At 71.7% G+C, this 20,180-nt stretch carries 19 protein-coding genes; 13 read left to right on the top strand and 6 right to left on the bottom strand.

Features of this window, described 5'->3' with window-relative positions; translation table 11 throughout:
* Positions 1-20 precede the first annotated feature (20 nt).
* Both OG257_RS07520 and OG257_RS07515 read left to right on the top strand, forming a co-directional pair.
* Entirely contained in the window at positions 21-1,826 is a 1,806-nt protein-coding gene (locus OG257_RS07520) for a gamma-glutamyltransferase family protein (protein ID WP_329205876.1), read from the top strand.
* 45 nt (positions 1,827-1,871) lie between these two features.
* Positions 1,872-2,732: an inositol monophosphatase family protein gene (locus OG257_RS07515; protein WP_329205874.1), complete on the top strand. Its 861-nt coding sequence runs from the start codon at positions 1,872-1,874 to the stop codon at positions 2,730-2,732.
* On the opposite strand, the gene OG257_RS07510 is transcribed toward OG257_RS07515, so the two are convergent.
* Positions 2,712-3,557: a nucleotidyltransferase domain-containing protein gene (locus tag OG257_RS07510; protein ID WP_329205873.1), complete on the bottom strand. Its 846-nt coding sequence runs from the start codon at positions 3,555-3,557 to the stop codon at positions 2,712-2,714. The genes OG257_RS07515 and OG257_RS07510 overlap by 21 nt on opposite strands.
* 86 nt (positions 3,558-3,643) lie before the next feature.
* On the opposite strand from OG257_RS07510, the gene OG257_RS07505 reads away from it, so the two are divergent.
* Genes OG257_RS07505 through OG257_RS07490 form a run of 4 tightly spaced genes read left to right on the top strand, consistent with a single transcriptional unit; the run spans position 3,644 to position 7,695 of the window.
* Positions 3,644-5,059, top strand: coding sequence for a phytoene desaturase family protein (locus OG257_RS07505; RefSeq protein WP_329205871.1), 1,416 nt, complete (start codon positions 3,644-3,646; stop codon positions 5,057-5,059).
* A 41-nt stretch (positions 5,060-5,100) separates the two neighbouring features.
* Entirely contained in the window at positions 5,101-5,637 is a 537-nt protein-coding gene (locus tag OG257_RS07500) for an O-acetyl-ADP-ribose deacetylase (RefSeq protein ID WP_329205869.1), read from the top strand.
* Positions 5,638-5,686: 49 nt separating this feature from the next.
* Complete coding sequence (locus OG257_RS07495) at positions 5,687-7,159, top strand: AlkA N-terminal domain-containing protein (protein WP_329205867.1); 1,473 nt, start codon at positions 5,687-5,689, stop codon at positions 7,157-7,159.
* Positions 7,160-7,176: 17 nt separating this feature from the next.
* Complete coding sequence (locus tag OG257_RS07490; RefSeq protein WP_329205865.1) at positions 7,177-7,695, top strand: methylated-DNA--[protein]-cysteine S-methyltransferase; 519 nt, start codon at positions 7,177-7,179, stop codon at positions 7,693-7,695.
* An 8-nt stretch (positions 7,696-7,703) separates the two neighbouring features.
* Here the strand turns inward: OG257_RS07490 and OG257_RS07485 are convergent, their stop codons facing one another.
* Entirely contained in the window at positions 7,704-8,288 is a 585-nt protein-coding gene (locus OG257_RS07485; protein WP_329205863.1) for a TMEM165/GDT1 family protein, read from the bottom strand.
* Positions 8,289-8,614: 326 nt separating this feature from the next.
* Here OG257_RS07485 and OG257_RS07480 point away from each other — a divergent pair, with 326 nt between their 5' ends.
* The gene (locus OG257_RS07480) at positions 8,615-9,019 is read left to right on the top strand and encodes a (2Fe-2S) ferredoxin domain-containing protein (protein ID WP_329205861.1); all 405 of its coding nucleotides are present in this window, start codon (positions 8,615-8,617) and stop codon (positions 9,017-9,019) included.
* A gap of 50 nt (positions 9,020-9,069) precedes the next feature.
* Here OG257_RS07480 and OG257_RS07475 read toward each other — a convergent pair whose 3' ends face one another.
* Entirely contained in the window at positions 9,070-9,801 is a 732-nt protein-coding gene (locus tag OG257_RS07475; RefSeq protein WP_329205859.1) for an SIR2 family NAD-dependent protein deacylase, read from the bottom strand.
* A gap of 46 nt (positions 9,802-9,847) precedes the next feature.
* Positions 9,848-10,342 carry an NUDIX hydrolase gene (locus tag OG257_RS07470; RefSeq protein WP_329205857.1) on the bottom strand — a complete coding sequence of 165 codons (495 nt, stop codon included), beginning with the start codon at positions 10,340-10,342 and terminating at the stop codon, positions 9,848-9,850.
* A gap of 130 nt (positions 10,343-10,472) precedes the next feature.
* On the opposite strand from OG257_RS07470, the gene OG257_RS07465 reads away from it, so the two are divergent.
* The gene (locus OG257_RS07465) at positions 10,473-11,588 is read left to right on the top strand and encodes a glycerate kinase (RefSeq protein WP_329214960.1); all 1,116 of its coding nucleotides are present in this window, start codon (positions 10,473-10,475) and stop codon (positions 11,586-11,588) included.
* A gap of 59 nt (positions 11,589-11,647) precedes the next feature.
* Here the strand turns inward: OG257_RS07465 and OG257_RS07460 are convergent, their stop codons facing one another.
* Entirely contained in the window at positions 11,648-12,370 is a 723-nt protein-coding gene (locus OG257_RS07460) for a PucR family transcriptional regulator (RefSeq protein ID WP_329205856.1), read from the bottom strand.
* A gap of 216 nt (positions 12,371-12,586) precedes the next feature.
* Between OG257_RS07460 and OG257_RS07455 the strand changes: the two genes are divergently transcribed.
* From OG257_RS07455 to OG257_RS07435, 5 genes are read left to right on the top strand one after another with little or no spacing between them, the layout of a single operon-like run.
* Positions 12,587-13,387 carry an ABC transporter ATP-binding protein gene (locus OG257_RS07455; RefSeq protein ID WP_329205855.1) on the top strand — a complete coding sequence of 267 codons (801 nt, stop codon included), beginning with the start codon at positions 12,587-12,589 and terminating at the stop codon, positions 13,385-13,387.
* Complete coding sequence (locus tag OG257_RS07450) at positions 13,375-14,187, top strand: ABC transporter ATP-binding protein (protein ID WP_329205854.1); 813 nt, start codon at positions 13,375-13,377, stop codon at positions 14,185-14,187. The genes OG257_RS07455 and OG257_RS07450 overlap by 13 nt, the downstream gene beginning before the upstream one ends.
* Positions 14,184-15,074: a branched-chain amino acid ABC transporter permease gene (locus tag OG257_RS07445; protein WP_329205853.1), complete on the top strand. Its 891-nt coding sequence runs from the start codon at positions 14,184-14,186 to the stop codon at positions 15,072-15,074. The genes OG257_RS07450 and OG257_RS07445 overlap by 4 nt, the downstream gene beginning before the upstream one ends.
* Entirely contained in the window at positions 15,067-16,206 is a 1,140-nt protein-coding gene (locus tag OG257_RS07440) for a branched-chain amino acid ABC transporter permease (protein ID WP_443054320.1), read from the top strand. The genes OG257_RS07445 and OG257_RS07440 overlap by 8 nt, the downstream gene beginning before the upstream one ends.
* On the top strand, positions 16,203-17,456 hold the full coding sequence (locus OG257_RS07435) for an ABC transporter substrate-binding protein (RefSeq protein WP_329205852.1): 1,254 nt from the start codon (positions 16,203-16,205) through the stop codon (positions 17,454-17,456). Before OG257_RS07440 ends, OG257_RS07435 begins: the two co-directional genes overlap by 4 nt.
* A 63-nt stretch (positions 17,457-17,519) precedes the next feature.
* On the opposite strand, the gene OG257_RS07430 is transcribed toward OG257_RS07435, so the two are convergent.
* On the bottom strand, positions 17,520-19,883 hold the full coding sequence (locus OG257_RS07430; RefSeq protein WP_329205851.1) for a discoidin domain-containing protein: 2,364 nt from the start codon (positions 19,881-19,883) through the stop codon (positions 17,520-17,522).
* Between the last annotated feature and the right edge of the window lie 297 nt (positions 19,884-20,180).

The raw sequence follows: 20,180 nt of genomic DNA, 5'->3' as shown, positions 1-20,180 counted from the left end.
GCACCAAGGAGCCCTATCCCGTGTTCACCACCAGGCCCACCCTCCAGGGCACCTTCGGCATGGTGTCCTCCACCCACTGGCTCGCCTCGCAGTCCGCGATGGCCGTCCTGGAGGACGGCGGCAACGCCTACGACGCGGCCGTCGCCGCCGGATTCGTCCTGCACGTCGTCGAACCGCACCTCAACGGGCCCGCCGGTGAGGTGCCGATGATCGTGGCGCCCAGGGACGGCGACGTACAGGTCCTGTGCGGCCAGGGCCCGGCGCCCGCGGGGGCGACCATCGCCCACTACCGCGGACTCGGCCTCGAGCTCGTTCCCGGCACCGGACCCCTCGCGGCCGCCGTACCCGGCGCCTTCGACGCCTGGATGGTGCTCCTGCGCGACCACGGCACCAAGACGCTCGCCGAGGTGCTGCGGTACGCGATCGGGTACGCCGAGGACGGCCACGCACCGGTCGAGCGGATCGGGCAGACCGTCGAAACGGTCCGCGAGCTGTTCGAGAACGAGTGGAAGTCGTCCGCCGAGGTGTACCTGCCCGGCGGGAAGTCCCCCGAGCCCGGGAAGCTGTTCCGCAACCCCGCACTCGCCGCGACCTGGCGGCGCCTGCAGACCGAGGCCGAGGAGACCGGCGGCGACGACCGGATCGCACAGATCGAGGCCGCCCGGAAGGTCTGGAGCGAGGGCTTCATCGCCGAGGCGCTCGTCCGCCAGGCCGCCGTACCCACCCTGGACACCAGCGGTGCCCACCACACCGGCACCCTCACCGCCGCCGACCTGGCCGACTGGTCGGCGTCCTACGAGGCCCCGGCCACGTACGACTGGAACGGCTGGACCCTGGCCAAGGCGGGCGGCTGGAGCCAGGGCCCCGCCTTCCTCCAGCAGCTCGCCCTGCTGCCGGCCGAACTGCCCGCCTACGGCTCCGCGGACTACGTCCACCTCCTCGTCGAGGGCTGCAAGCTCGCCATGGCCGACCGCGAGGCCTGGTACGGCGACGCCGCCGACGTACCCCTGGACGCACTGCTCTCCGAGCCGTACAACGCGGCACGCCGCGCCCTCGTCACCGCCGAGGCCTCGCGCGAGCTGCGCCCCGGCAGCCCCGAGGGCCGTACCCCCGTCCTCAGCGCGCACGCCCACGCCGTCGCCTCCGGCGAGTCCGGCTTCGACGCCATGGGCATACCGGCCGCGGGCGCGGGCGAGCCGACCGTCGCCAAGGACGGCGCGACCCGCGGCGACACCTGTCACCTCGACGTCGTCGACCGCTGGGGCAACATGGTCTCCGCCACCCCCAGCGGTGGCTGGCTCCAGTCCAACCCTGTGGTGCCCGAGCTCGGCTTCCCGCTCGGTACCCGCCTCCAGATGGCCTGGCTCGACGAGGGACTGCCCAACTCCCTCACCCCGGGCCGCCGCCCCCGGACCACCCTGACCCCGTCCCTCGCGCTCCGCGACGGCGTCCCGGTCATGGCGTTCGGCACGCCGGGCGGCGATCAGCAGGACCAGTGGCAGCTCCACTTCTTCCTCGCCGTCGCACTGCGCTCCGAGGTCCGCGGCGGCCTCGACCTGCAGGGCGCCATCGACGCCCCGAACTGGCACAACGACAGCTTCCCCGGCTCCTTCTTCCCGCGGGGCATGCGGCCCGGCAGCATGACCGTCGAGGAGGGGATGGACCCCGAGGTCATCGAGGAGCTGCGCCGGCGCGGGCACGACGTCACGGTCGGCGACGCCTGGTCCGAGGGGCGCATGTGCGCCGTCGCCCGCGACCCGGAGACCGGAGTGCTGTCCGCCGCCGCCAATCCGCGCGGCATGCAGGGGTACGCGGTAGGCCGCTGACCGCCCACCTGCAATGTTCCCCGGCGACCGTGCTTAGCTGGAGGCATGATCGATGACTTCCTCGCTGCGGACGCAGGGAACCTGACCGAGGTCGAGGCGGCGGTCCGCGCAGCGGCCGCCGCCGAGATCATGCCGCGGTACCGGCAGCTCGCCACGCACGAGATCGTGGAGAAGAGCGGCCCGCACGACCTGGTCACCGCGGCCGACCGGCGTGCCGAGGAGCACCTCACCGCGTCGCTGACCCGGCTCCTGCCCGGCTCGGCCGTCGTGGGCGAGGAGGCCGTCCACGCCGACCCGTCGGTGTACGACGCACTGGGCCAGGACGCACCCGTCTGGATCGTCGACCCGGTCGACGGCACCCGCCAGTTCGTCCACGGCGAACCCGGCTTCTGCACCCTGGTGGCCCTCGCCCACCGCGGCGAGGTGCTCGCCTCCTGGACGTACGCCCCCGCGCTCGGCGAGATGGCCGTCGCCGTACGGGGCCGTGGCGCCACGCTCAACGGCACGCCGTTGCACAGCGGTTCGCCCGTGCCGGGAGCCGTCCTCAGGGTGGCGATGTCCCACCCCGACTACACCTCCGAAGCCCAGAAGCGTGCGCTGCTCGGCCTGCGCACGGAAGGCATCGAGGCGCGGTCCTGCGGATCGGCGGGCCTCGAGTACCTCGCCGTCGCCTGCGGTGCGCAGGACGCGGTGGCCTTCAACTGGGAACTGGCCTGGGACCACGCGGCGGGCCTGCTGCTGGTCGCCGAGGCGGGCGGCACCGAGTCCACGCTCGCCGGGGTCCCGTACCGCATCACCGGCGGCAACGCCCTGCCCTTCACGGCTGCCCGCGACGCGGCGACGGCCGAAGCGGTCCTCACCGCGCTGCGCACCGGCGCACCCGGTTCAGGCCCCTCCGGCGCCTGAGGCCGCGTCGCCGCCGTCCAGCACCCGCTGGACCTCCCGCACGACTCCGGCCGCCGTCTCCACCGCGTCCGCGTCCAGGCCACGGAGCGCCCGGGAGACCCGGTCCGCGAAGCCGGCCGGGGTGTCCGGGAGGACGGCGGCCGCCGCGAGCGCGCCCTTCTCGTTGAGGCACCAGGTGCGGTGGTGGGCGTGGAGGGACTGGGCGAGGACGCCGAACGCCTTCGACAGGCACAGGGCCACGTGGAGCGTGTCGCCGGACGGGGCGGACTTGCGGGCCGATTCGACGGAGAAGCCGGCTTCCCACGCGGCGTCGACGAGTGCCTTGCGCAAGGGCTCCGGGTAGGAGCCCACCGCCTCCTGAAGCGCCGTCAACTCCCCGTACGGGTCCTCGAGTACGCGCCCGAGCGCGACCTCACCCGGATAGCAGGGGGACCAGAAGCCCAGCGGGTGGCCGGGCTGGACGCCCACCTCGAAGCGGCCCTCGCGGCAGTCGGACCAGACCGACTCCACCCGGTCCAGATCGCGCAGGATCCAGTCGACGGCGACGCCGTCCACCGTCAGCCACGCACCGCCGTTGACCCACGGTCCCCAGCCGCCCGGCCCCGCAACCTCCACCGGGGAACCCTGGGCCTCGGACGCCAGCGCGGTCAGTCCTGCCAGGTCGGGGGTGCCGCGGTAGTAGACACCCAGGTCCCAGTCGGAATCCGGCCGGTGGGTGCCGCGGGCCCGGCTGCCGCCGAGGACGACGGCCCTGATACCGGGCAGAGCGGCAAGCCGGGAGGCCATCGTGGAGACGGCGGACGACGGTTCGGATGCGTTGTTCATCGGTCGGGAGGCTACCCGCGGGCCCGTTGTCGGCGCGTCCGAATATCCTGGGTGTCCTGGCCACCGGCTGACAGAGGAGTCCGAAGGTGCCATCGATGCTGGATGCCGTCGTCGTGGGGGCGGGCCCCAACGGGCTGACGGCCGCGGCAGAACTGGCCCGCCGCGGCTTCGCCGTCGAGGTCTTCGAAGCTGCGGAGACCGTCGGAGGCGGTGCCCGCACGGAGGAGCTGACCCTTCCGGGCTTCCGACACGATCCGTGTTCCGCCGTGCACCCTCTGGGCATCGGCTCGCCCGCCTTCGACGCGATGCCGCTGGCCCGGCACGGCCTCGAATGGCTGCAGCCCCGGCTGGCGCTCGCCCACCCCTTCCCGGACGGATCCGCCGCCGTGCTCACACGGTCCGTGGGGGAGAGCGCCATGTCGCTCGGCGCCGAGGACGCGGGCGCGTACCGCAGGCTGGTCGCGCCCTACACCGGCCACTGGGACACACTGGCCACGGACTTTCTGCGCACCCCCTGGGACGGGCTGCCCCGCGACCCGTACCGCTGGGCGCGCTTCGGCCTCGACGCGATCCAGCCCGCCACGTTCCTCTCCCGCCGCTTCCGGGGCGCCAAGGCGCGCGGGCTCATCGCCGGGCTCGCCGCCCACGCCATCGCACCGACCAGCGGCATCGCGACGAGCGGCATCGCCCTGATGTTCGCGCTCGCCGCACACGAGAAGGGCTGGCCGGTGCCCCGCGGCGGCTCGCAGGCCATCTCCGACGCCCTCGCCTCGTACCTGCGTGAACAGGGGGGTGAGATCCGTACGGGCATCGAGGTCAAGCGCCTGGACGAGCTTCCGCCCGCCCGTGCGTACATCTTCGACACCTCTCCCACCGCACTCGCCCGCATCGCCGGACTCGGCAGCGCCTACAGCGGCTACCGCTACGGCGCCTCCTGCTTCAAGATCGACTACGCCCTGTCGGGCCCCGTCCCGTGGACCGCGGAGGAGGCCAGGCGGGCCGGCACGGTCCATATCGGCCCCACGGCCGGTGAGATCGACGCCGCCCTGCGCGCCGCCGTGTCGGGCCGCGACCCGAGCGTCCCCTTCCTGATCACCGCACAACCGAGCCTCGTCGACCCGTCCCGCGCCCCCGAGGGCCGCCATGTCTTCTGGGTGTACGGACACGTCCCCGCGGGCTGGGAGGGCGACGCGACGGAGGTCATCGAACGGCAGCTGGAGCGCTTCGCCCCCGGATTCCGCGATCTCGTCCTCGCCCGCGCGACCGCCGGACCGCCCCAACTCGCTGTGCGCAACGCCAATTACGTCGGCGGAGACATCGCCACCGGAGCGTTCGCGGGACTCCAGACGGTGATACGCCCCAAACTCGCCCGCGTCCCGTACGCCACCGCCCACCCAGCGGTTTTCCTCTGTTCCTCGGCCACCCCGCCCGGGCCCGGTGTGCACGGAATGTCCGGCCATCACGCGGCGAAGGCGGTGTGGCGCCGTCTGCGGGCCACGTGAGCGTCCCGCACGGCCCCGCCCGACAACGGCATGATGTCCGCATGAGCAGATCTGAGGCCGTCACCGTCACCCTGGCCCGCGGCGACATCACCCGGCAGAAGGCCGACGCCCTTGTCAACGCCGCGAATTCGAGTCTCCTCGGCGGGGGCGGCGTCGACGGTGCGATCCATCGCCGCGGCGGCCCGGAGATCCTGGCCGCCTGCCGTGACCTGCGCGCGTCGAAGTACGGAAAGGGGCTGCCGACCGGCGGGGCCGTGGCCACCACCGCAGGCCGGCTCGACGCCAAGTGGGTCATCCACACCGTCGGCCCGGTCTGGAGCGGCGCCGAGGACCGGTCGGAGCTGCTCGCCTCCTGCTACCGCGAATCCCTGCGCGTGGCAGCGGAGTTGGGTGCGCGCACAGTGGTGTTCCCGGCCGTGTCCACCGGCATCTTCGGCTGGCCCATGGACGACGGCGCCCGCATCGCCGTCCGCACCGTGCTGGCCGAGGCGGCTCCGCCCGTCGAGGAGGTGCGCTTCGTGCTGTTCGACGCACACGCGTACATCGAGTTCGAGGAGGCCCTGGCAGCGCAAGGCTGATGTCGGATTTCCGCCAGCCCTGCCGCCGTGGATGCCCGATGCTTGAAGCATGCACACCGACACCGAGCGCTGCGTGCGGGCCGTACAGTCGAAGGACGCCCGTTTCGACGGCTGGTTCTTCACCGCCGTCCTGACCACCCGGATCTACTGCCGGCCCAGCTGTCCCGTCGTGCCGCCCAAGGTCCGCAACATGACGTTCTACCCCAGCGCCGCCGCTTGCCAGCAGGCCGGATTCCGGGCCTGCAAGCGATGCCGGCCCGACACCAGCCCCGGCTCACCGCAGTGGAACGCCCGCGCCGACTCCGTGGCCCGCGCCATGCGCCTCATCCAGGACGGAGTGGTCGACCGGGAGGGCGTACCGGGTCTCGCCGCGCGGCTCGGCTACTCGGCCCGGCAGATCGAGCGCCAGCTGCTCGCCGAGCTCGGCGCCGGCCCGCTCGCGCTGGCCCGTTCCCAGCGTGCCCAGACCGCGAGGGTGCTCATCGAGACGACCGGACTCCCCATGGCCGAGGTGGCGTTCGCGGCCGGATTCGCCTCCGTCCGTACCTTCAACGACACCGTCCGCGAGGTCTTCGCGCTCGCCCCCGGGGAGTTGCGCACCCGTGCGGCACGCGGGGCCGGGGCGGCCGAGGCCCCCGGAGTCATCGCTCTGCGGCTGCCGTACCGTGCCCCGCTCAACCCCAGCAACCTCTTCGGGCACCTCGCCGCGACGGCGGTCCCCGGGGTCGAGGAATGGCGTGACGGCGCCTACCGCCGCACGCTCACCCTCCCGCACGGACACGGCATCGTGGCCCTCACCCCGCGGCCCGACCACATCGCCTGCCGGCTCTCCCTCACCGATCCGCGTGATCTCACCCAGGCCATCAGCCGGTGCCGCAGACTGCTCGACCTGGACGCCGACCCCGTGGCCGTGGACGACCAGCTGCGCTCCGATCCGCTGCTCGCGCCGCTGGTCGACGCGGCCCCCGGCCGCCGTGTGCCGCGCACGGTCGACGCCGCCGAGTTCGCCGTACGCGCGGTGCTCGGCCAGCAGGTCTCCACGGCCGCCGCCCGCACCCACGCGGCCCGCCTGGTCACCGCCCACGGTGTGCCCGTCGAGGACCCCGAGGGGGGCCTCACCCATCTCTTCCCGACCCCCGAGGCCCTGGCCGGGCTCGATCCCGAGTCACTCGCGCTGCCGCGCAGCCGCCGCACCACGCTCACCACCCTGGTCGGGGCGCTCGCCGACGGCTCGCTCCACCTGGGGGAGGGCACCGACTGGGATGCGGCCAGGGCCGAGCTGACCGCCCTGCCGGGCTTCGGCCCCTGGACCGTCGAAGTGATCGCCATGCGCGCGCTCGGGGATCCGGACGCGTTCCTCCCCACCGACCTCGGCATCCGCCGGGCGGCCGAGCGGCTCGGCCTCCCCGCGACCCCCGCGGCGCTCACCGCACGTGCCGCGCACTGGCGGCCCTGGCGCGCGTACGCCGTCCAGTACCTGTGGACCGTCGACGACCACCCCATCAACCACCTGCCCGTCTGAGGGCGTAAGGACGAACCATGACCGCCACACCCACGGTGACCCGGCAGCACACGGTCATCGACAGCCCGTACGGGGCCCTCACCCTGGTCGCCACCGACGGCGTCCTGGCCGGCCTGTACATGACCGGACAGCGGCACCGCCCGCCGGAGGAGACCTTCGGCGTACCGGACCCGCGGCCCTTCACCGAGACGGTCCGCCAGCTGGACGCGTACTTCGCCGGAGAGCTGAGGACGTTCGACCTGCCGCTGCACCTGGCCGGCACCCCGTTCCAGCGCAGCGTCTGGGCCGGGCTCCAGCAGATTCCGTACGGCGAGACCTGTTCGTACGGCGAACTGGCCGAACACCTCGGCAAGCCCGGCGCCTCCCGTGCGGTGGGCCTCGCCAACGGCAAGAACCCGATCGGGATCATCGTCCCCTGCCACCGGGTCGTCGGAGCGTCGGGGAGCCTCACGGGGTACGGCGGCGGGCTGGAGCGCAAGCAGCGGCTGCTGGACTTCGAGCGGGGGACCGGGGACGAGGTACAGGCCCTGTTCTGAAGGACCGGTCAGCCCGTGAAGATCTCGACGACCGACCAGATCGCGAGACCGAGCATGCACACACCGCCGATGCGCTGCACGGTCTTCAGCGGCACCCGCTTGGCGATGAAACGCCCGGCCAGCAGGGCCAGCGCCGAGACGGACATGAGGGCGGCGGCCGCACCGATGGCCGTGGACCAGGCGCCGTTGCTCGCGGCGAGGTTCGCGGTGGTGATCTGCGTCAGGTCGCCCCACTCGCTGATGAAGACGGCCATGAAGGCGGTCGAGTAGACCGGCCAGAAGCCGGTCACCGTCTTGATCTCGTCCTCGTCGTCCTCGTCACCGCCACCACTGCGCAGCAGCATGAACGCGCCGAAGGCGAAGAGGGAGGCCGAGACCAGCTTGACGATCCAGTCGGGCAGCAGACCGATCAGACCGCCCGCGCCGACCGCGATGGCGACATGCACGACGAAGGCGGACGACGTACCGAACCAGACGTACAGCGGCCGCATGCGCGTGCCCATGGCCAGCGAGGCGAACATCGTCTTGTCGGGGAGCTCCGCGAGGAAGATCAGCCCGAAGGCGGTGAGGATCGCCAGGAGGTCGAGATGCATTCCGGGTGGCTTTCTGTACGAGCCGGGCCCCGGGCCTTTCGCGAAGCGCCGCTCGGGCTTCTCGGAGGACCACTCGGCCCGGCATGACGGCACCGCCCACAGGACGCGGGCGTGTCATACCTGACCGAAGGTCTCGCCCACCCGTAAGGATCTACGAGCCCGGCCACCGGGAACCCGAGGGCTCCAGTGTGTCGACGACCGGTTTGCGGGGCTACTCCCCTTCGCAGCCGTCAACACTACCCCACCCGGGGGCCCGGACCTTCGGGGGGAGCCGCTCGGTACAGTCCTACGGTGATCAGCCGCGCCACCACCGGGAGTGCCTCCGCATGAGCCGCCGTACCCGCAGGCCCGCCGCCGGGCCGGGACCTTCCCGGCCCACCGTCAGCGTCTGCCGGGGCTGCTGCTGCGGCACCCCGAAGATCCCCGGCGTGGACCACGCCGGGCAGCTGGCACAGCTGCGGCAGTCACTCGACGGGGTCGCCACCGTGCGTGCGGTGGAGTGCCTGGACGCCTGCGAGCAGGGCAACGTCATCGTGGTGCAGCCCTCCGCCGAGGGGCGCGGCGCCGGTGGCCGGCCGGTCTGGCTCGGGCTGGTGAACGATCCGCACGCCGTCGCGGACATCGTGACCTGGGCGGGGGACGGCGGACCCGGTCTCGCCGATGCGCCCGAGATCCTGGACCTGTACACGTTCAAGCCGTCGCGCCGGGTCCAGGGGGGACTGAAGGAGTAGGCCCCGTCGGAGGGTGCCGCACGAAAACGATCACAGTGTGACGGCGGCGGCTACGGGCCCTCTCCGGCGGACAGCCGCTCCAGCAGTGCCGGCAGGGCCGTCCCGATGGGTTCGCGGATCGTCTCCTCCGCCAGCTCGTCGTACGGGGTCGGGTCGGCATTCACCACGAAGAGCCGGGCGCCGTGCTCCACGGCGATGCCCGCCAGCGAGGCTGCCGGCTGGACCTGAAGGGTCGTGCCCACCGCGACGAACACCTGGCACGCCTTGGTGATCGCCATCGCCTCGGCCAGGACCCGCGGATCCAGGCGCTCACCGAACATGACCGTTGCGGACTTCAGGATCCCGCCGCAGACAGCACACGGCGGGTCCGCCTCACCGGCTTCGACCCGGGACAGCGCCTGCTCCATGGAGGACCGGGCATGGCAGCGCGTACAGACGACCTCGCGTGCCGTGCCGTGGAGCTCGACTACCTTGCGTGCCGACAGACCGGCCAGCTGGTGCAGTCCGTCCACATTCTGCGTGAGGACCCGCACCGCTGTACCCGACCGCTCGAGTCCCGCGACGGCACGGTGGGCCGCGTTCGGCTCGGCCTTCCAGGACGCACTGGTGCGGCGCATCTGCCAGGAGCGGCGCCGGATCTCCGGATCGGACATGTAGAAGTCGTAGGTGACGAGCTTCTCCGCCTCCGGGTCCTTCCGCCAGAGCCCTTGCGGCCCACGGTAGTCGGGGATGCCGGAGTCCGTGGAGATGCCGGCGCCGCTGAGGATCGCGACGAGAGTCATGGCACGAGCGTACGCACGGGCCCGTACCGCCCGCGATCAGATTTCGTCACCGGCCTGCCGGTTCGCCGTCCTCCAGCTCGGCCGTGCCCGCCCCTGAGTCCCGCACCTCCAGCGCGGAGAGGACCCTGCGGCCGAGAGACCCCGGCAGATGACCGGCGAGGTCGGCGCGGTCCACCAGCTTCCAGGACAGCAGCTCCTCCTCCTGGATGCGGATCGACGCGAACTGCTCCGCCGACAGGACACCACCGTCGTACAGGTACGCGGCTATCGGCGGACGCGCCGGACCGCGCGTCCAGTCGACCGCGAGCAGCCGGCCCGGCTCCAGGTCGAGGCCGATCTCCTCCGCCGTCTCCCGGCGCGCGGCCTGCCGCGGGCTCTCGCCCGCATCGGATTCGACCGTGCCGCCGGGCAGCGCCCAGCCTTCGCGATAGTTCGGCTCGACGAGCAGGACCCGCCCCTGCCCGTCGAGGAAGAGCGATGCCGCCGCGGCCAGTACCCGGGGCAGGCCTGCGATGTACGTGGCGTAGTCAGTGGAGGTCATGGTGGCAGCGTAAAGGCAGGCCGGACGGTCCTGGACAGCCATGGGCAGAGAGGGGGTGGTCCGGATAGGGTCGGGGCGGCGCGACTGCCTGTTCGAAAGCAAAGGATGCAAGGTGACGGACGGAGCAGTGATGGAGACCGCCCGCGTGCTCGTCGCGGCGGACAAGTTCAAGGGCTCGCTCACGGCCGTACAGGTCGCGGAGCGGGTGACGGCCGGACTGCGGCGCGTCGTACCCGGGGTGCAGGTCGAGACCCTGCCCGTCGCGGACGGCGGCGACGGCACGGTCGCGGCGGCTGTGGCCGCCGGATTCGAGCGCCGCGAGGCGCGGGTGACCGGACCGCTGGGCACACCGGTCGACGCGGCGTACGCGGTGCGCGGCACCACGGCCGTGGTGGAGATGGCCGAGGCATCGGGCCTTCAGCACCTCCCGGCGGGGCAGTTCGCCCCGCTCACGGCGACCACGTACGGCTCCGGCGAACTGCTGCGGGCCGCGCTCGACGCGGGCGCGCGGACGATCGTGTTCGGGGTCGGCGGCAGCGCCACCACGGACGGCGGCGCAGGCATGCTCGCCGCGCTCGGTGCCCGCTTCCTGGACACGGACGGCAAGCCCGTCGGCCCCGGCGGCGGCGGGCTCGCCGAACTGGCCGAGGCCGATCTGTCGGGGCTCGACCCCCGGCTGACGGACATCGACCTGATCCTGGCCAGCGACGTGGACAACCCGCTGACCGGCCCGAAGGGCGCCCCCGAGGTGTACGGGCGGCAGAAGGGCGCCACCGAGGACGACATCGCGGTCCTCGACGCGGCGCTCGCCCACTACGCCTCCGTCCTGGGACCCGAGCACGCAGCGCTCCCCGGGGCGGGCGCCGCCGGAGGCATCGGCTACGGCGCACTGGTCGCGCTGGGGGCGCGCTTCCGGCCCGGCATCGAGGTCATGCTCGACGTCCTGGGCTTCGCCCCGGCGCTCGCCCGCGCCACGCTCGTCATCACCGGCGAGGGATCGCTCGACGAGCAGACCCTGCACGGCAAGGCCCCGGCGGGCGTCGCCGCGGCGGCCCGCGCCGCGGGCGTGGAGGTCGTCGCCGTGTGCGGACGGCTCGCCCTGCCGCCCGAGGCGCTGGAAGGGGCCGGGATCCGGCGGGCGTACGCCCTGACGGAACTCGAACCCGACCCGGCGGTCTCCATGGCACAGGCCGGACCCCTGCTCGAACGCGTGGCCGAGGCGATCGCCCGCGACTTCCTGTCGTGACGCACAGCGTCCCGTCGTGATGCGCGGGGGTGAGGGGGCGGGCCCGCGGACCCGCCCCCTCACCCCCGCGCCGCCACCGAGAGCCGGAAGGCCTCCAGGGCCAGCATGATCTCGATCAGCTCGCGGGGCCGTGACAGCGACCGCGACGTCAGCTGTTCCAGCCGCCGCAACCGGTTCAGCACGGTGTTGCGGTGGCAGTACAGCAGGCCCGCCGCCCGCCCCGCGGACCCTCCGCAGTCCAGCCAGGCCTCCAGCGTCCGCACCAGCAGGTCCCGGTCCGCCGGGTCCAGACCCAGCAGCGGGCCGAAGACAGTCGCGACCAGCCGGGCCGCGAGCTCCGGCCGGCTCACCACCAGCGCCGCCGGCAGCCGCTCCTCCAGCCGCACGATCCCGGCGGTGCCCGGGGGACAGGTCAGCAGCGCCACATCGGCCAGCCGGCGTGCCGATCCCAGCTCGGCCAGCGAGTCCACCACCGGGCTGATCCCGCCCGGACCCGGACACCGCTCCGCCATGACCGCGGTGAGTTCGTCCGCACCCCGCTCGCCCAGGGCGACCACCACGATCTCGCAGTCGGCCCGCATGCGCCGGAGGAACGTCATCCCGTCAGCGTCCATGACCGGACGGTCCGGTCCGCCGCCCGTCCGCAGCACCGCCACCGCGTAACGGCCCTGCTCCGGCAGGCCCAGACCGGCCGCCGCGCGCGCCGCGAGTCCCGGTGCGGACCGGTCCTCGAGGAGGGCGTCGAGCAGCGCCTGGACCCGTTCGTCACTGCGCCGCTGCATGTCATCGCTCCGTTCCGCAGCCGGGCCGCTCATGGCTCGTGACGATGCCACCCGCCGCGAGGCGTACGACAGCGGATCACGCGCCTCTGTGCGCGTGCACAACGGCACCCTTCGAACGCTGGTCAGCCGCAGCGATTGCGCCGCGGACCGTGGACGCGCGGCCCGCCCCCTGCTGGTCTGTGGCACCACAACGACCAGTCGGAAGGAGGAGGACGCATGGCAACGCTCGAGATCCGCGAACTGTCCGTGGGCTACGGCCCGGTACGGGCACTGCGCGACGTCTCCGTCGACGTGCCGGCCGGCGCGATCACCGCGGTGCTCGGCGGCAACGGCGCCGGCAAGACCACGCTGCTGCGGGCCGTGTCGCGGACCCTCGGCTTCCACCGCGGGACGGGCACGGGCACCATCCGCTTCGACGGCGTGCCCCTGGACGGGCTGCGCCCCGCCCAGGTGGTGGCCGCAGGAGTGATCCAGGTGCCGGAGGGGCGACAGGTGTTCGCCCGGATGACGGTGGCGGACAACCTGCGGGCCGGTGCACTCGGAGCCCGGGGCGGGCGCAAGGAAACGACCGCGGCGCTCTCACGCGTACACGAGCTGTTCCCCGTCCTCGCCCAGCGCGCCCACCAGCGTGCCGGGCTGCTGTCCGGCGGGGAGCAGCAGATGCTGGCGATGGGACGGGCCCTGATGGCCGGGCCCCGCCTGCTCCTGCTCGACGAGCCGTCCCTCGGTCTCGCGCCGCTCATGGCGGCCAAGATCGCCGAGACGATCCAGGAGATCAACGCGGCCGGTACCTCCGTCATGCTCGTCGAGCAGAACGCGGCGATCGCGCTCAGGCTCGCCTCCACCGCGTACGTCCTGGACGTCGGCGAGGTCGCCATCGAGGGCCCGGCCGACGAACTCGCGGCCTCCGACGAGGTACGCCGCCGCTATCTGGGCGTCGTCGACGAGGAGGCGGCCGAGGTCGCGCGGCAGGCCGTCGGCGGACCCTCACGCACCCTGAGCAGGTGGTCCGCGTGACAACCGCTCCGGCCACCACGGCCCCCGTCACCGCCCCGGCCGCACTCGCCGTGCGCGACGTGACCGTACGCTTCGCCGGACTCACCGCCCTCGACGCGGTCTCGTTCACCGTCGAACCCGGCAGTGTGCACGCCGTCATCGGACCCAACGGCGCCGGCAAGTCCACCACCTTCAACGTGCTCTCCGGCGTCTACCGCGCCACCTCCGGCACGGTGCACCTCGGCTCGACCGAACTCACCGGCCTCGCCCCGCACAAGATCGCCGGACTCGGAGTCGCCCGCACCTTCCAGAACCTGGCGCTGCCCCCGCACGCCACCGTCGCCGACAGCCTGCTGCTCGGCCGGCACCGCCTCACCCGCGCCGGCTTCCTCGCCAGCGGACTGCGGCTGCCCTCGGCGGCCCGCGAAGCGCGGCGACACCGCGAACGGGTCCGCGAGATCGCCGAGTTCATCGGCCTGGACAAGGAGCTGGAGCGGCCCGCCGGTGCGCTCCCGTACGGGAAGCAGAAGCTCGTGGAGCTCGGCCGTGCGCTCTGCATGGAGCCGCAGGTGCTGCTGCTCGACGAGCCCATCGCCGGCATGACGGCCGACGAACGCCGTCGCGTCGCGGCCGTCGTCGCGGACGTACGCGACAGCCTCGGCATCTCCATCGTGCTCGTCGAACACGACATGGGCGTGGTGATGCGGCTCGCGGACGCCGTGACCGTACTCGACTTCGGACGCAGGATCGCGGGCGGCACCCCCGCCGAGGTCCAGAACGATCCGGCCGTCGTCCAGGCCTACTTGGGGACACAGGAATGACCACCTTCATCGAACTCCTCCTCGGCGGACTCTCCATCGGATCGGTCTACGCACTGATCGCGCTCGGCTTCGTCGTCATCTTCAAGGCCACCGAGGTCGTCAACTTCGCCCACGCCTCCCTCCTGCTGGCGGGCGGATACGTCACCGCCGTCCTCCACGACGACATCGGCTTCTGGCCGGCGCTCGGCGTCGGGATCGCGGGCGCCGCGGTCGTCGGCTCCGCCATCGAGTTCTTCGTGATGCGCCGCTACCGGGGCAGCGACCACAGCGTCCTGGCCATCGTCACCATCGGCGTCGACATCCTCATCACCACGGAACTCGTCCGGCGGATGGGCACCGAGGTCATGTCGCTCGGCGACCCGTGGGGGGACGACGTCGTCACCATCGGCGGTGTCACCCTGGCCGAGACCCGTATCGCGGCCTTCGTCGTCGCGGGGCTGCTCATCACGGTGTTCCTGCTCGCGTTCCGCTACACCTCGTGGGGCGTGTCGATGCGGGCCGCCGCCGAGAACCCGCAGACCGCGGCCCTGATGGGCATCAAGCTCGGCCGGGTGTCCCTCTCGGCCTGGGCGGTGGCCGGGGCACTCGCCGCGGTCGCCGCGCTCTTCCTCACCGTCTTCCCCACCCCGGGCCTCGAGCGGGCCACCTCCTTCGCCGCGCTCAAGGCGTTCCCGGCCGCGATCCTCGGCGGCCTCGACTCGACGACGGGTGCGCTGGTCGGAGGGCTCATCGTCGGAGTCACCGAGTCGCTCGCCACCGGCTACCAGAGCGATCTGTCCTTCCTGGGACGCGGCATCGGAGACCTCGCGCCCTATCTCGTGATGGTGGTCGTCCTGCTCATCCGGCCCGCGGGACTCTTCGGTACGAAGGAGCTGGCCCGTGTCTGAAACCGTCAAGGACGCCGGGACGCCCGCCGAAGCCGGCGTCCCCCAGGCCCCCGTGCCGCCCGGCCCGGGGAAGTCGCTCACCGGAAGGCTGCGGCACCCCCGCACCTACCTGTGGCTCGCCGGCTCCGTCCTGCTCCTCGTGTTCCCGTTCTACCTGGACCGCTTCTGGCTCCAGGCCGGACTCTTCGCGATGGCTGCCGCGATCGGGGCGATCGGCCTCAACCTGCTCACCGGCAGCACCGGCCAGCTCTCCATGGGCCACGCCTTCTTCCTCGCCGTGGGGGCGTACAGCTACTGCATCCTGGCCGGCGAGAGCAGCACCGAGAACGGCCACGAACTCTCCGGCCTGGGCCTGCCCACCTGGCTCGCCGCGATCCTCGCCGTCCTGCTGGCGGGCGCGGTGGGCGGACTGTTCAGCCCGATCGCGGGCCGGCTGCGCGGCGCGTACCTCGGTATCGCCACGCTCGCGCTGATCTTCATCGGCCAGCACGTGCTGTTCAACGCGGGCTCCCTCACCGGCGGGTTCAACGGCCGTGCGGTGCCCCCGCTCTCGCTGTTCGGGTTCACCTTCGACGACACCGAGGTGGTCGTCGCCGCGGTGCCCTTCCAGTCCTCCGAGAAGCTCTGGTACGTGGGACTGCTCGCCCTCGCCCTGAGCGGGCTCTTCGCCCGCGGGGTGCTGCGCGGCAGGCCCGGCCGGGCGCTCAACGCCATCCGCGACCACCGGATCGCCGCAGGCGTGATGGGCGTGCCGGTGGCCAAGTACCGGGCGGGGGTCTTCGTCCTCTCCTCGATGTACGCGGGCCTCGCGGGTGTCCTGCTCGCGCTGGTCTTCCAGCGGACCGTGCCCGAGTACTTCGGCATGGTCCTGTCCCTCGAGTACCTCGCCATGATCGTCATCGGCGGGCTCGGCAGTGTCGCGGGGGCCGTCGTCGGCGCCGCGTTCGTGTCACTGCTCCCGCAGGTGCTCACCCACTACAGCGACTCCCTGCCCCTGGTGTCCGCCCCCGGTACGGGCGGACTCACACCGGGTGAGGCGTCCCGCTATCTGTACGGCGCCGCGGTGGTCGCGGTGGTCCTGTTCCTGCCCGGCGGCCTTACGCGTCTGAAGAATCCAGGGGAGAAGAAATGAAAATGCGTGTGTACGGAGCGGTCCTTGCGGCGCTCACCCTCACCCTCGTCGGGTGCAGCGAGAAGGCCGGGAAGGGGGACGCCGCCGGTACGGACAAGAGCGGCGTGAAGACCGGCGAAGGGGTCACCGACTCCAAGATCACCCTCGGCGCCCTCACCGACATGACGGGGGTGTACGCCTCGCTCGGCAAGAGCGTCACCCAGGCCCAGCAGCTGTGGGTGAAGGAGACCAACGCCGCGGGCGGCATCTGCGACCGGCAGATCGAACTGACGGTCCGCGACCACGGCTACGACCCGCAGAAGGCCATCGCGGCCTACACGGAGCTGGAGCCGAACGTGCTGGGCTTCGCCCAGTTCATCGGTTCCCCGTTCGTCGCCGCCGTCGAGCAGCGCATCGACGGCCAGGACAAGGGCATCGTCCTGCCGCAGGCCTGGTCGGCGAACCTCCTCGGCTCCAAGTACGTCCGGGTCATCGGCGCCACGTACGACGTCGAGACGATCAACCTGGTCGACTTCCTGCTCGACGAGAAGCGCGTCGCCAAGGGCGATAAGATCGGTCACGTCTACTTCGAGGGCGACTACGGCGAGAACGCCCTGGCCGGCTCCAAGTACGCGGCCAAGGAGGCGGGCCTCACCGTCGTCGAGCAGAAGATCAAGCCGACCGACAACGACATGACCGCCCAGGTCTCCGCGCTGAAGCAGGCGGGCGTCAAGGCGATCGTGATCAGCGCCGGACCGCGCCAGGCGGCCTCACTGGTCGGCGTCGCCGCCGCCACGGGCTTCAACGTCCCCGTCGTGGGCAACAACTCGGCCTACGCGCCGCAGCTCCTGGCGACCCAGGCGGGCCCGGCCCTGCAGAAGGACTACTACATCGGTTCCTCCACCCTGCCGATCGGCGACGCGGCGGCCGGCCCGTCCAAGCTCTCCAAGGCGTACAAGGCCCAGTACCCGAAGGACGGCCTCGACAACGGAGTCGTCGCCGGATACAACGCGGCGGCCGTCTTCGGGGAGGCACTGAAGAAGGCCTGTGAGTCCAAGGACCTGACCCGCGAGGGTGTCGACAAGGCCCTGCTCACCATCAAGGGCTTCGGCAGCGACTTCGGGATCTCGCACGACTTCACCGACCCCGCGGCCCCGTCGACCAACCAGACCGTCATCATGAAGCCGGATGCCAAGACCCCCGGTGGTCTCAAGGTGGTCCGCCCGGCCGAGGTGTCGACGGCCGCGGAGGGCTTCGCGTCCAAGTCCTGACCCCCCGCCGAAAGCGATGACGGGCCCGGCCGTGAAGGCCGGGCCCGTCATCGCGTCGTCGAATCAGCTGGTGTAGGCCTCCAGTTCGGAGAGCTGGGCCGCCGGCCAGCCCGTGTTACCGGTGAAGGTCAGCCGCAGGTAGCGGGTCGACGTCCCCGGCAGGGTGATGGTCGCGGTGTTGCCGGTCGACGGGTTGAAGGTGTAACCCGCCGAAGCCTTGAGCGAGTTGTACGTGGAGTTGTCGGTGCTGCCCGTGACGCCGACGGTCTGCGTGCGGGTCGCCCAGGCGGCGGCCGGCGGCAGTTTCAGCACCAGCCGCTTGACGGCCTTGGCGGCACCGAGGTCCACGGTGACGGACTGCGGAAAGGCGTTGTTACGGCTCTCCCAGTAGCTGTTGGCGTTGCCGTCCACCGCGTTGCCCGCGCCGTACACGTCCACGTGACTGGTCTCGGTGACCGTACGTCCCTGGGCGAGGTTGCCCGTCTCCTCGGGCGGGTCCGTCGGGTCCGGGGGGTCGGTCGGGTCGGGCGGGTCCGTGGGACCGCCGCTCCCGGGCACCCCGCCGTTCGTCCACACCGGGTCCGGCCAGACACCGGTGCAGGCGGGCGGGTTCGCGTACCAGCCGGAGTTGCCGCTGCCCTGGGTGATCTGGAAGCCGCTGCCGACGCAGTTGTGGATCGGGTTGGACTGGGCGATGTGGGTGGCGACGACCTTGTTGAACGAGGCGGTGCCCGGCGACTGGATCTGCAGGGCGTACGTACCGGCGCCGTCGATCTTGATGTTGTCGAAGTGCAGCCCGTTGGACGCGCCCTCGATCAGGTGGATCGCGGCGTAGGAACTGTCCAGGATCTCGCTGTCGGTGATGTTGATCGTGGCGTTGCTGATCGGCTCGTTGAGACCGCTGAACCAGATCGCACCGACGCCGAAGCGCCAGTTGAAGTCGTTGTTGCCGGTGCGGATCAGGGTGTTGCGGGCGGCCGTGTGCGTGCCCGACACCGCGGTGCCCTGACCGGAGTTGACGCCCGGATAGCGGTTGGCGATGTGCAGTCCGCCGCCGTTGGTGATGGTGTCCGACATGACGTTGTCGGAGATCGTGATGTCCTTGCCGCCGTAGGTCACGATGTTGTTGGCGAGGATCGGCAGGATCACGGTGTTGAACGTGAACTTGTTCTTCACGTTCGGGATGTTCTCCGCCCACATGGCCAGGCCGTCGTCACCGGTGTTGCGGACGAAGGTGTTCGTCACGGTGGAGTTCGTGACGCCGTAGTGGAAGTTGACGCCGTCCGCGGTCTGGTCGAGGATCCGGCTGTTCCTGATGGTGAAGTTGTCCATCGGGCCGTCCATCCAGGCGCCGCACTTGGTGTGCTGCATCCAGACGTTGTCGACGACCGAGTTCGACATGGCCCCGCCGATGGCGTTGACCTGGTCGTTGTCCACCCGCTCGCGGATGTCGCCGATGATGGCGAAGTCCTTTAGTGTGACGTTGCTGCTGCCGCCCTGGGCGGCGTACTTGCCGTAGACACCGACAGCCTTGCTCCGGTCCGTGGGGTGGCGTCCGGTCAGCACGCTGTACCAGGGACCGGCACCCCGCAGCGTCACCTTGTCGACGACGATGTGGTCGTTGACCTGGAAGGTTCCCTGCGGGATGTACACCTCCCTGCCCTGGGTGCGGCCCGCGTCGACGGCCGCCTGGAACTTCGCGGTGGAATCGGTGTTGCCTGTCGGGTCGGCACCGAAGTCACCCACCACGTCCAGGGCGCCGGAGGGCTTGCCGATCGGCGCGCCGACCTGCTCGAAGTCCGCCAGGTCGATCGTGAAGGAGGGGGAGGCCGCGGTGGAGGTCACCTGGAGCCGGACCTTCGTACCGGCGGCCAGCGTGGACCCGAACATGGTGCGGGTCTCGTCGTAGAAGTGGTGCGGGTTGGTGTCGCCCGGGTTGTTGTTGAAGGGGTAACCGCCGTAGTACCAGCCGTACTTCGAGGTCACCGGCACGCTCTTGAGCGAGGAGCCGTTCACCCGTACGTCGATCGAGGCGTCCCGGCCCGTCCCGGCGGAGTTGTCCGGCAGTGAGTAGCGGAAGGACATCGCGTTCGCGGGGGCCGTGAGGGTGAACTCCACGTACTCACCCGCCGAGTCGAGCGTGACGGCCTGCCGGCCCGATGCCTCCGAGGGCAGCGAACCGTACAGCCGGTCGGGGCCGATGAGCGCGCCGTTGGTGGCGGCGTACTCGGCTTCCTGTTCCGTGAAAGGAACGGTGGCGCCCCGGCCGGGTATCCCGACGGGCGACGGTGCGGGGACACCGGCGGCCTGGGCGGACGGTGCGCCGGCCATCACGACGGCGGCAGCGGTGCCGACGGCGGCGAGGGCCAGGGAGAGGGATGCGGACAGGGAGCGCCTGAGCAGGCGTCGTCCAGGTGGTGAGGTCACGTGTAGGTCGTCCTTGCGGCTCGTGGGGGCTCTGCGGACGCCCCACAGGCTAGGAGCATCTCCGCAAGGAAGTCCACGCTGCTGCGCAAGATTTCGTGTTCAGAACTCAAAATAATGACTCAGATGCGTGAATACTGAGCTCACTCGGGGCCGGTTCGGCTTCCCGGCGACCGTCGGGCGGCTGCCCGTGCGCCTTCAGGAAGTGAAGATTGACATGCCCATTGACACCACATGCGACGCACTGGCTTCATGTGGGAGATGAATGGGAGCGCTCCCATGATCCTCTGCCGGCCTTAC

Source organism: Streptomyces sp. NBC_00683, from assembly GCF_036226745.1.
Classification (GTDB): domain Bacteria; phylum Actinomycetota; class Actinomycetes; order Streptomycetales; family Streptomycetaceae; genus Streptomyces.
Note: the sequence above shows the minus strand (reverse complement) of the source record. Positions and strands in the feature narration are given on the sequence as shown.

What these genes read in the sequence shown, in the direction of transcription:
- OG257_RS07490 (WP_329205865.1), top strand. Translation starts at nt 7,177, where the DNA reads ATGACCGCCACACCCACGGTGACCCGGCAGCACACGGTCATCGACAGC.
- OG257_RS07475 (WP_329205859.1), bottom strand. Translation starts at nt 9,801, where the DNA reads ATGACTCTCGTCGCGATCCTCAGCGGCGCCGGCATCTCCACGGACTCC.
- OG257_RS07495 (WP_329205867.1), top strand. Translation starts at nt 5,687, where the DNA reads ATGCACACCGACACCGAGCGCTGCGTGCGGGCCGTACAGTCGAAGGAC.
- OG257_RS07500 (WP_329205869.1), top strand. Translation starts at nt 5,101, where the DNA reads ATGAGCAGATCTGAGGCCGTCACCGTCACCCTGGCCCGCGGCGACATC.
- OG257_RS07510 (WP_329205873.1), bottom strand. Translation starts at nt 3,557, where the DNA reads ATGAACAACGCATCCGAACCGTCGTCCGCCGTCTCCACGATGGCCTCC.
- OG257_RS07470 (WP_329205857.1), bottom strand. Translation starts at nt 10,342, where the DNA reads ATGACCTCCACTGACTACGCCACGTACATCGCAGGCCTGCCCCGGGTA.
- OG257_RS07485 (WP_329205863.1), bottom strand. Translation starts at nt 8,288, where the DNA reads ATGCATCTCGACCTCCTGGCGATCCTCACCGCCTTCGGGCTGATCTTC.
- OG257_RS07480 (WP_329205861.1), top strand. Translation starts at nt 8,615, where the DNA reads ATGAGCCGCCGTACCCGCAGGCCCGCCGCCGGGCCGGGACCTTCCCGG.
- OG257_RS07465 (WP_329214960.1), top strand. Translation starts at nt 10,473, where the DNA reads ATGGAGACCGCCCGCGTGCTCGTCGCGGCGGACAAGTTCAAGGGCTCG.
- OG257_RS07435 (WP_329205852.1), top strand. Translation starts at nt 16,203, where the DNA reads ATGAAAATGCGTGTGTACGGAGCGGTCCTTGCGGCGCTCACCCTCACC.
- OG257_RS07460 (WP_329205856.1), bottom strand. Translation starts at nt 12,370, where the DNA reads ATGCAGCGGCGCAGTGACGAACGGGTCCAGGCGCTGCTCGACGCCCTC.
- OG257_RS07515 (WP_329205874.1), top strand. Translation starts at nt 1,872, where the DNA reads ATGATCGATGACTTCCTCGCTGCGGACGCAGGGAACCTGACCGAGGTC.
- OG257_RS07455 (WP_329205855.1), top strand. Translation starts at nt 12,587, where the DNA reads ATGGCAACGCTCGAGATCCGCGAACTGTCCGTGGGCTACGGCCCGGTA.
- OG257_RS07445 (WP_329205853.1), top strand. Translation starts at nt 14,184, where the DNA reads ATGACCACCTTCATCGAACTCCTCCTCGGCGGACTCTCCATCGGATCG.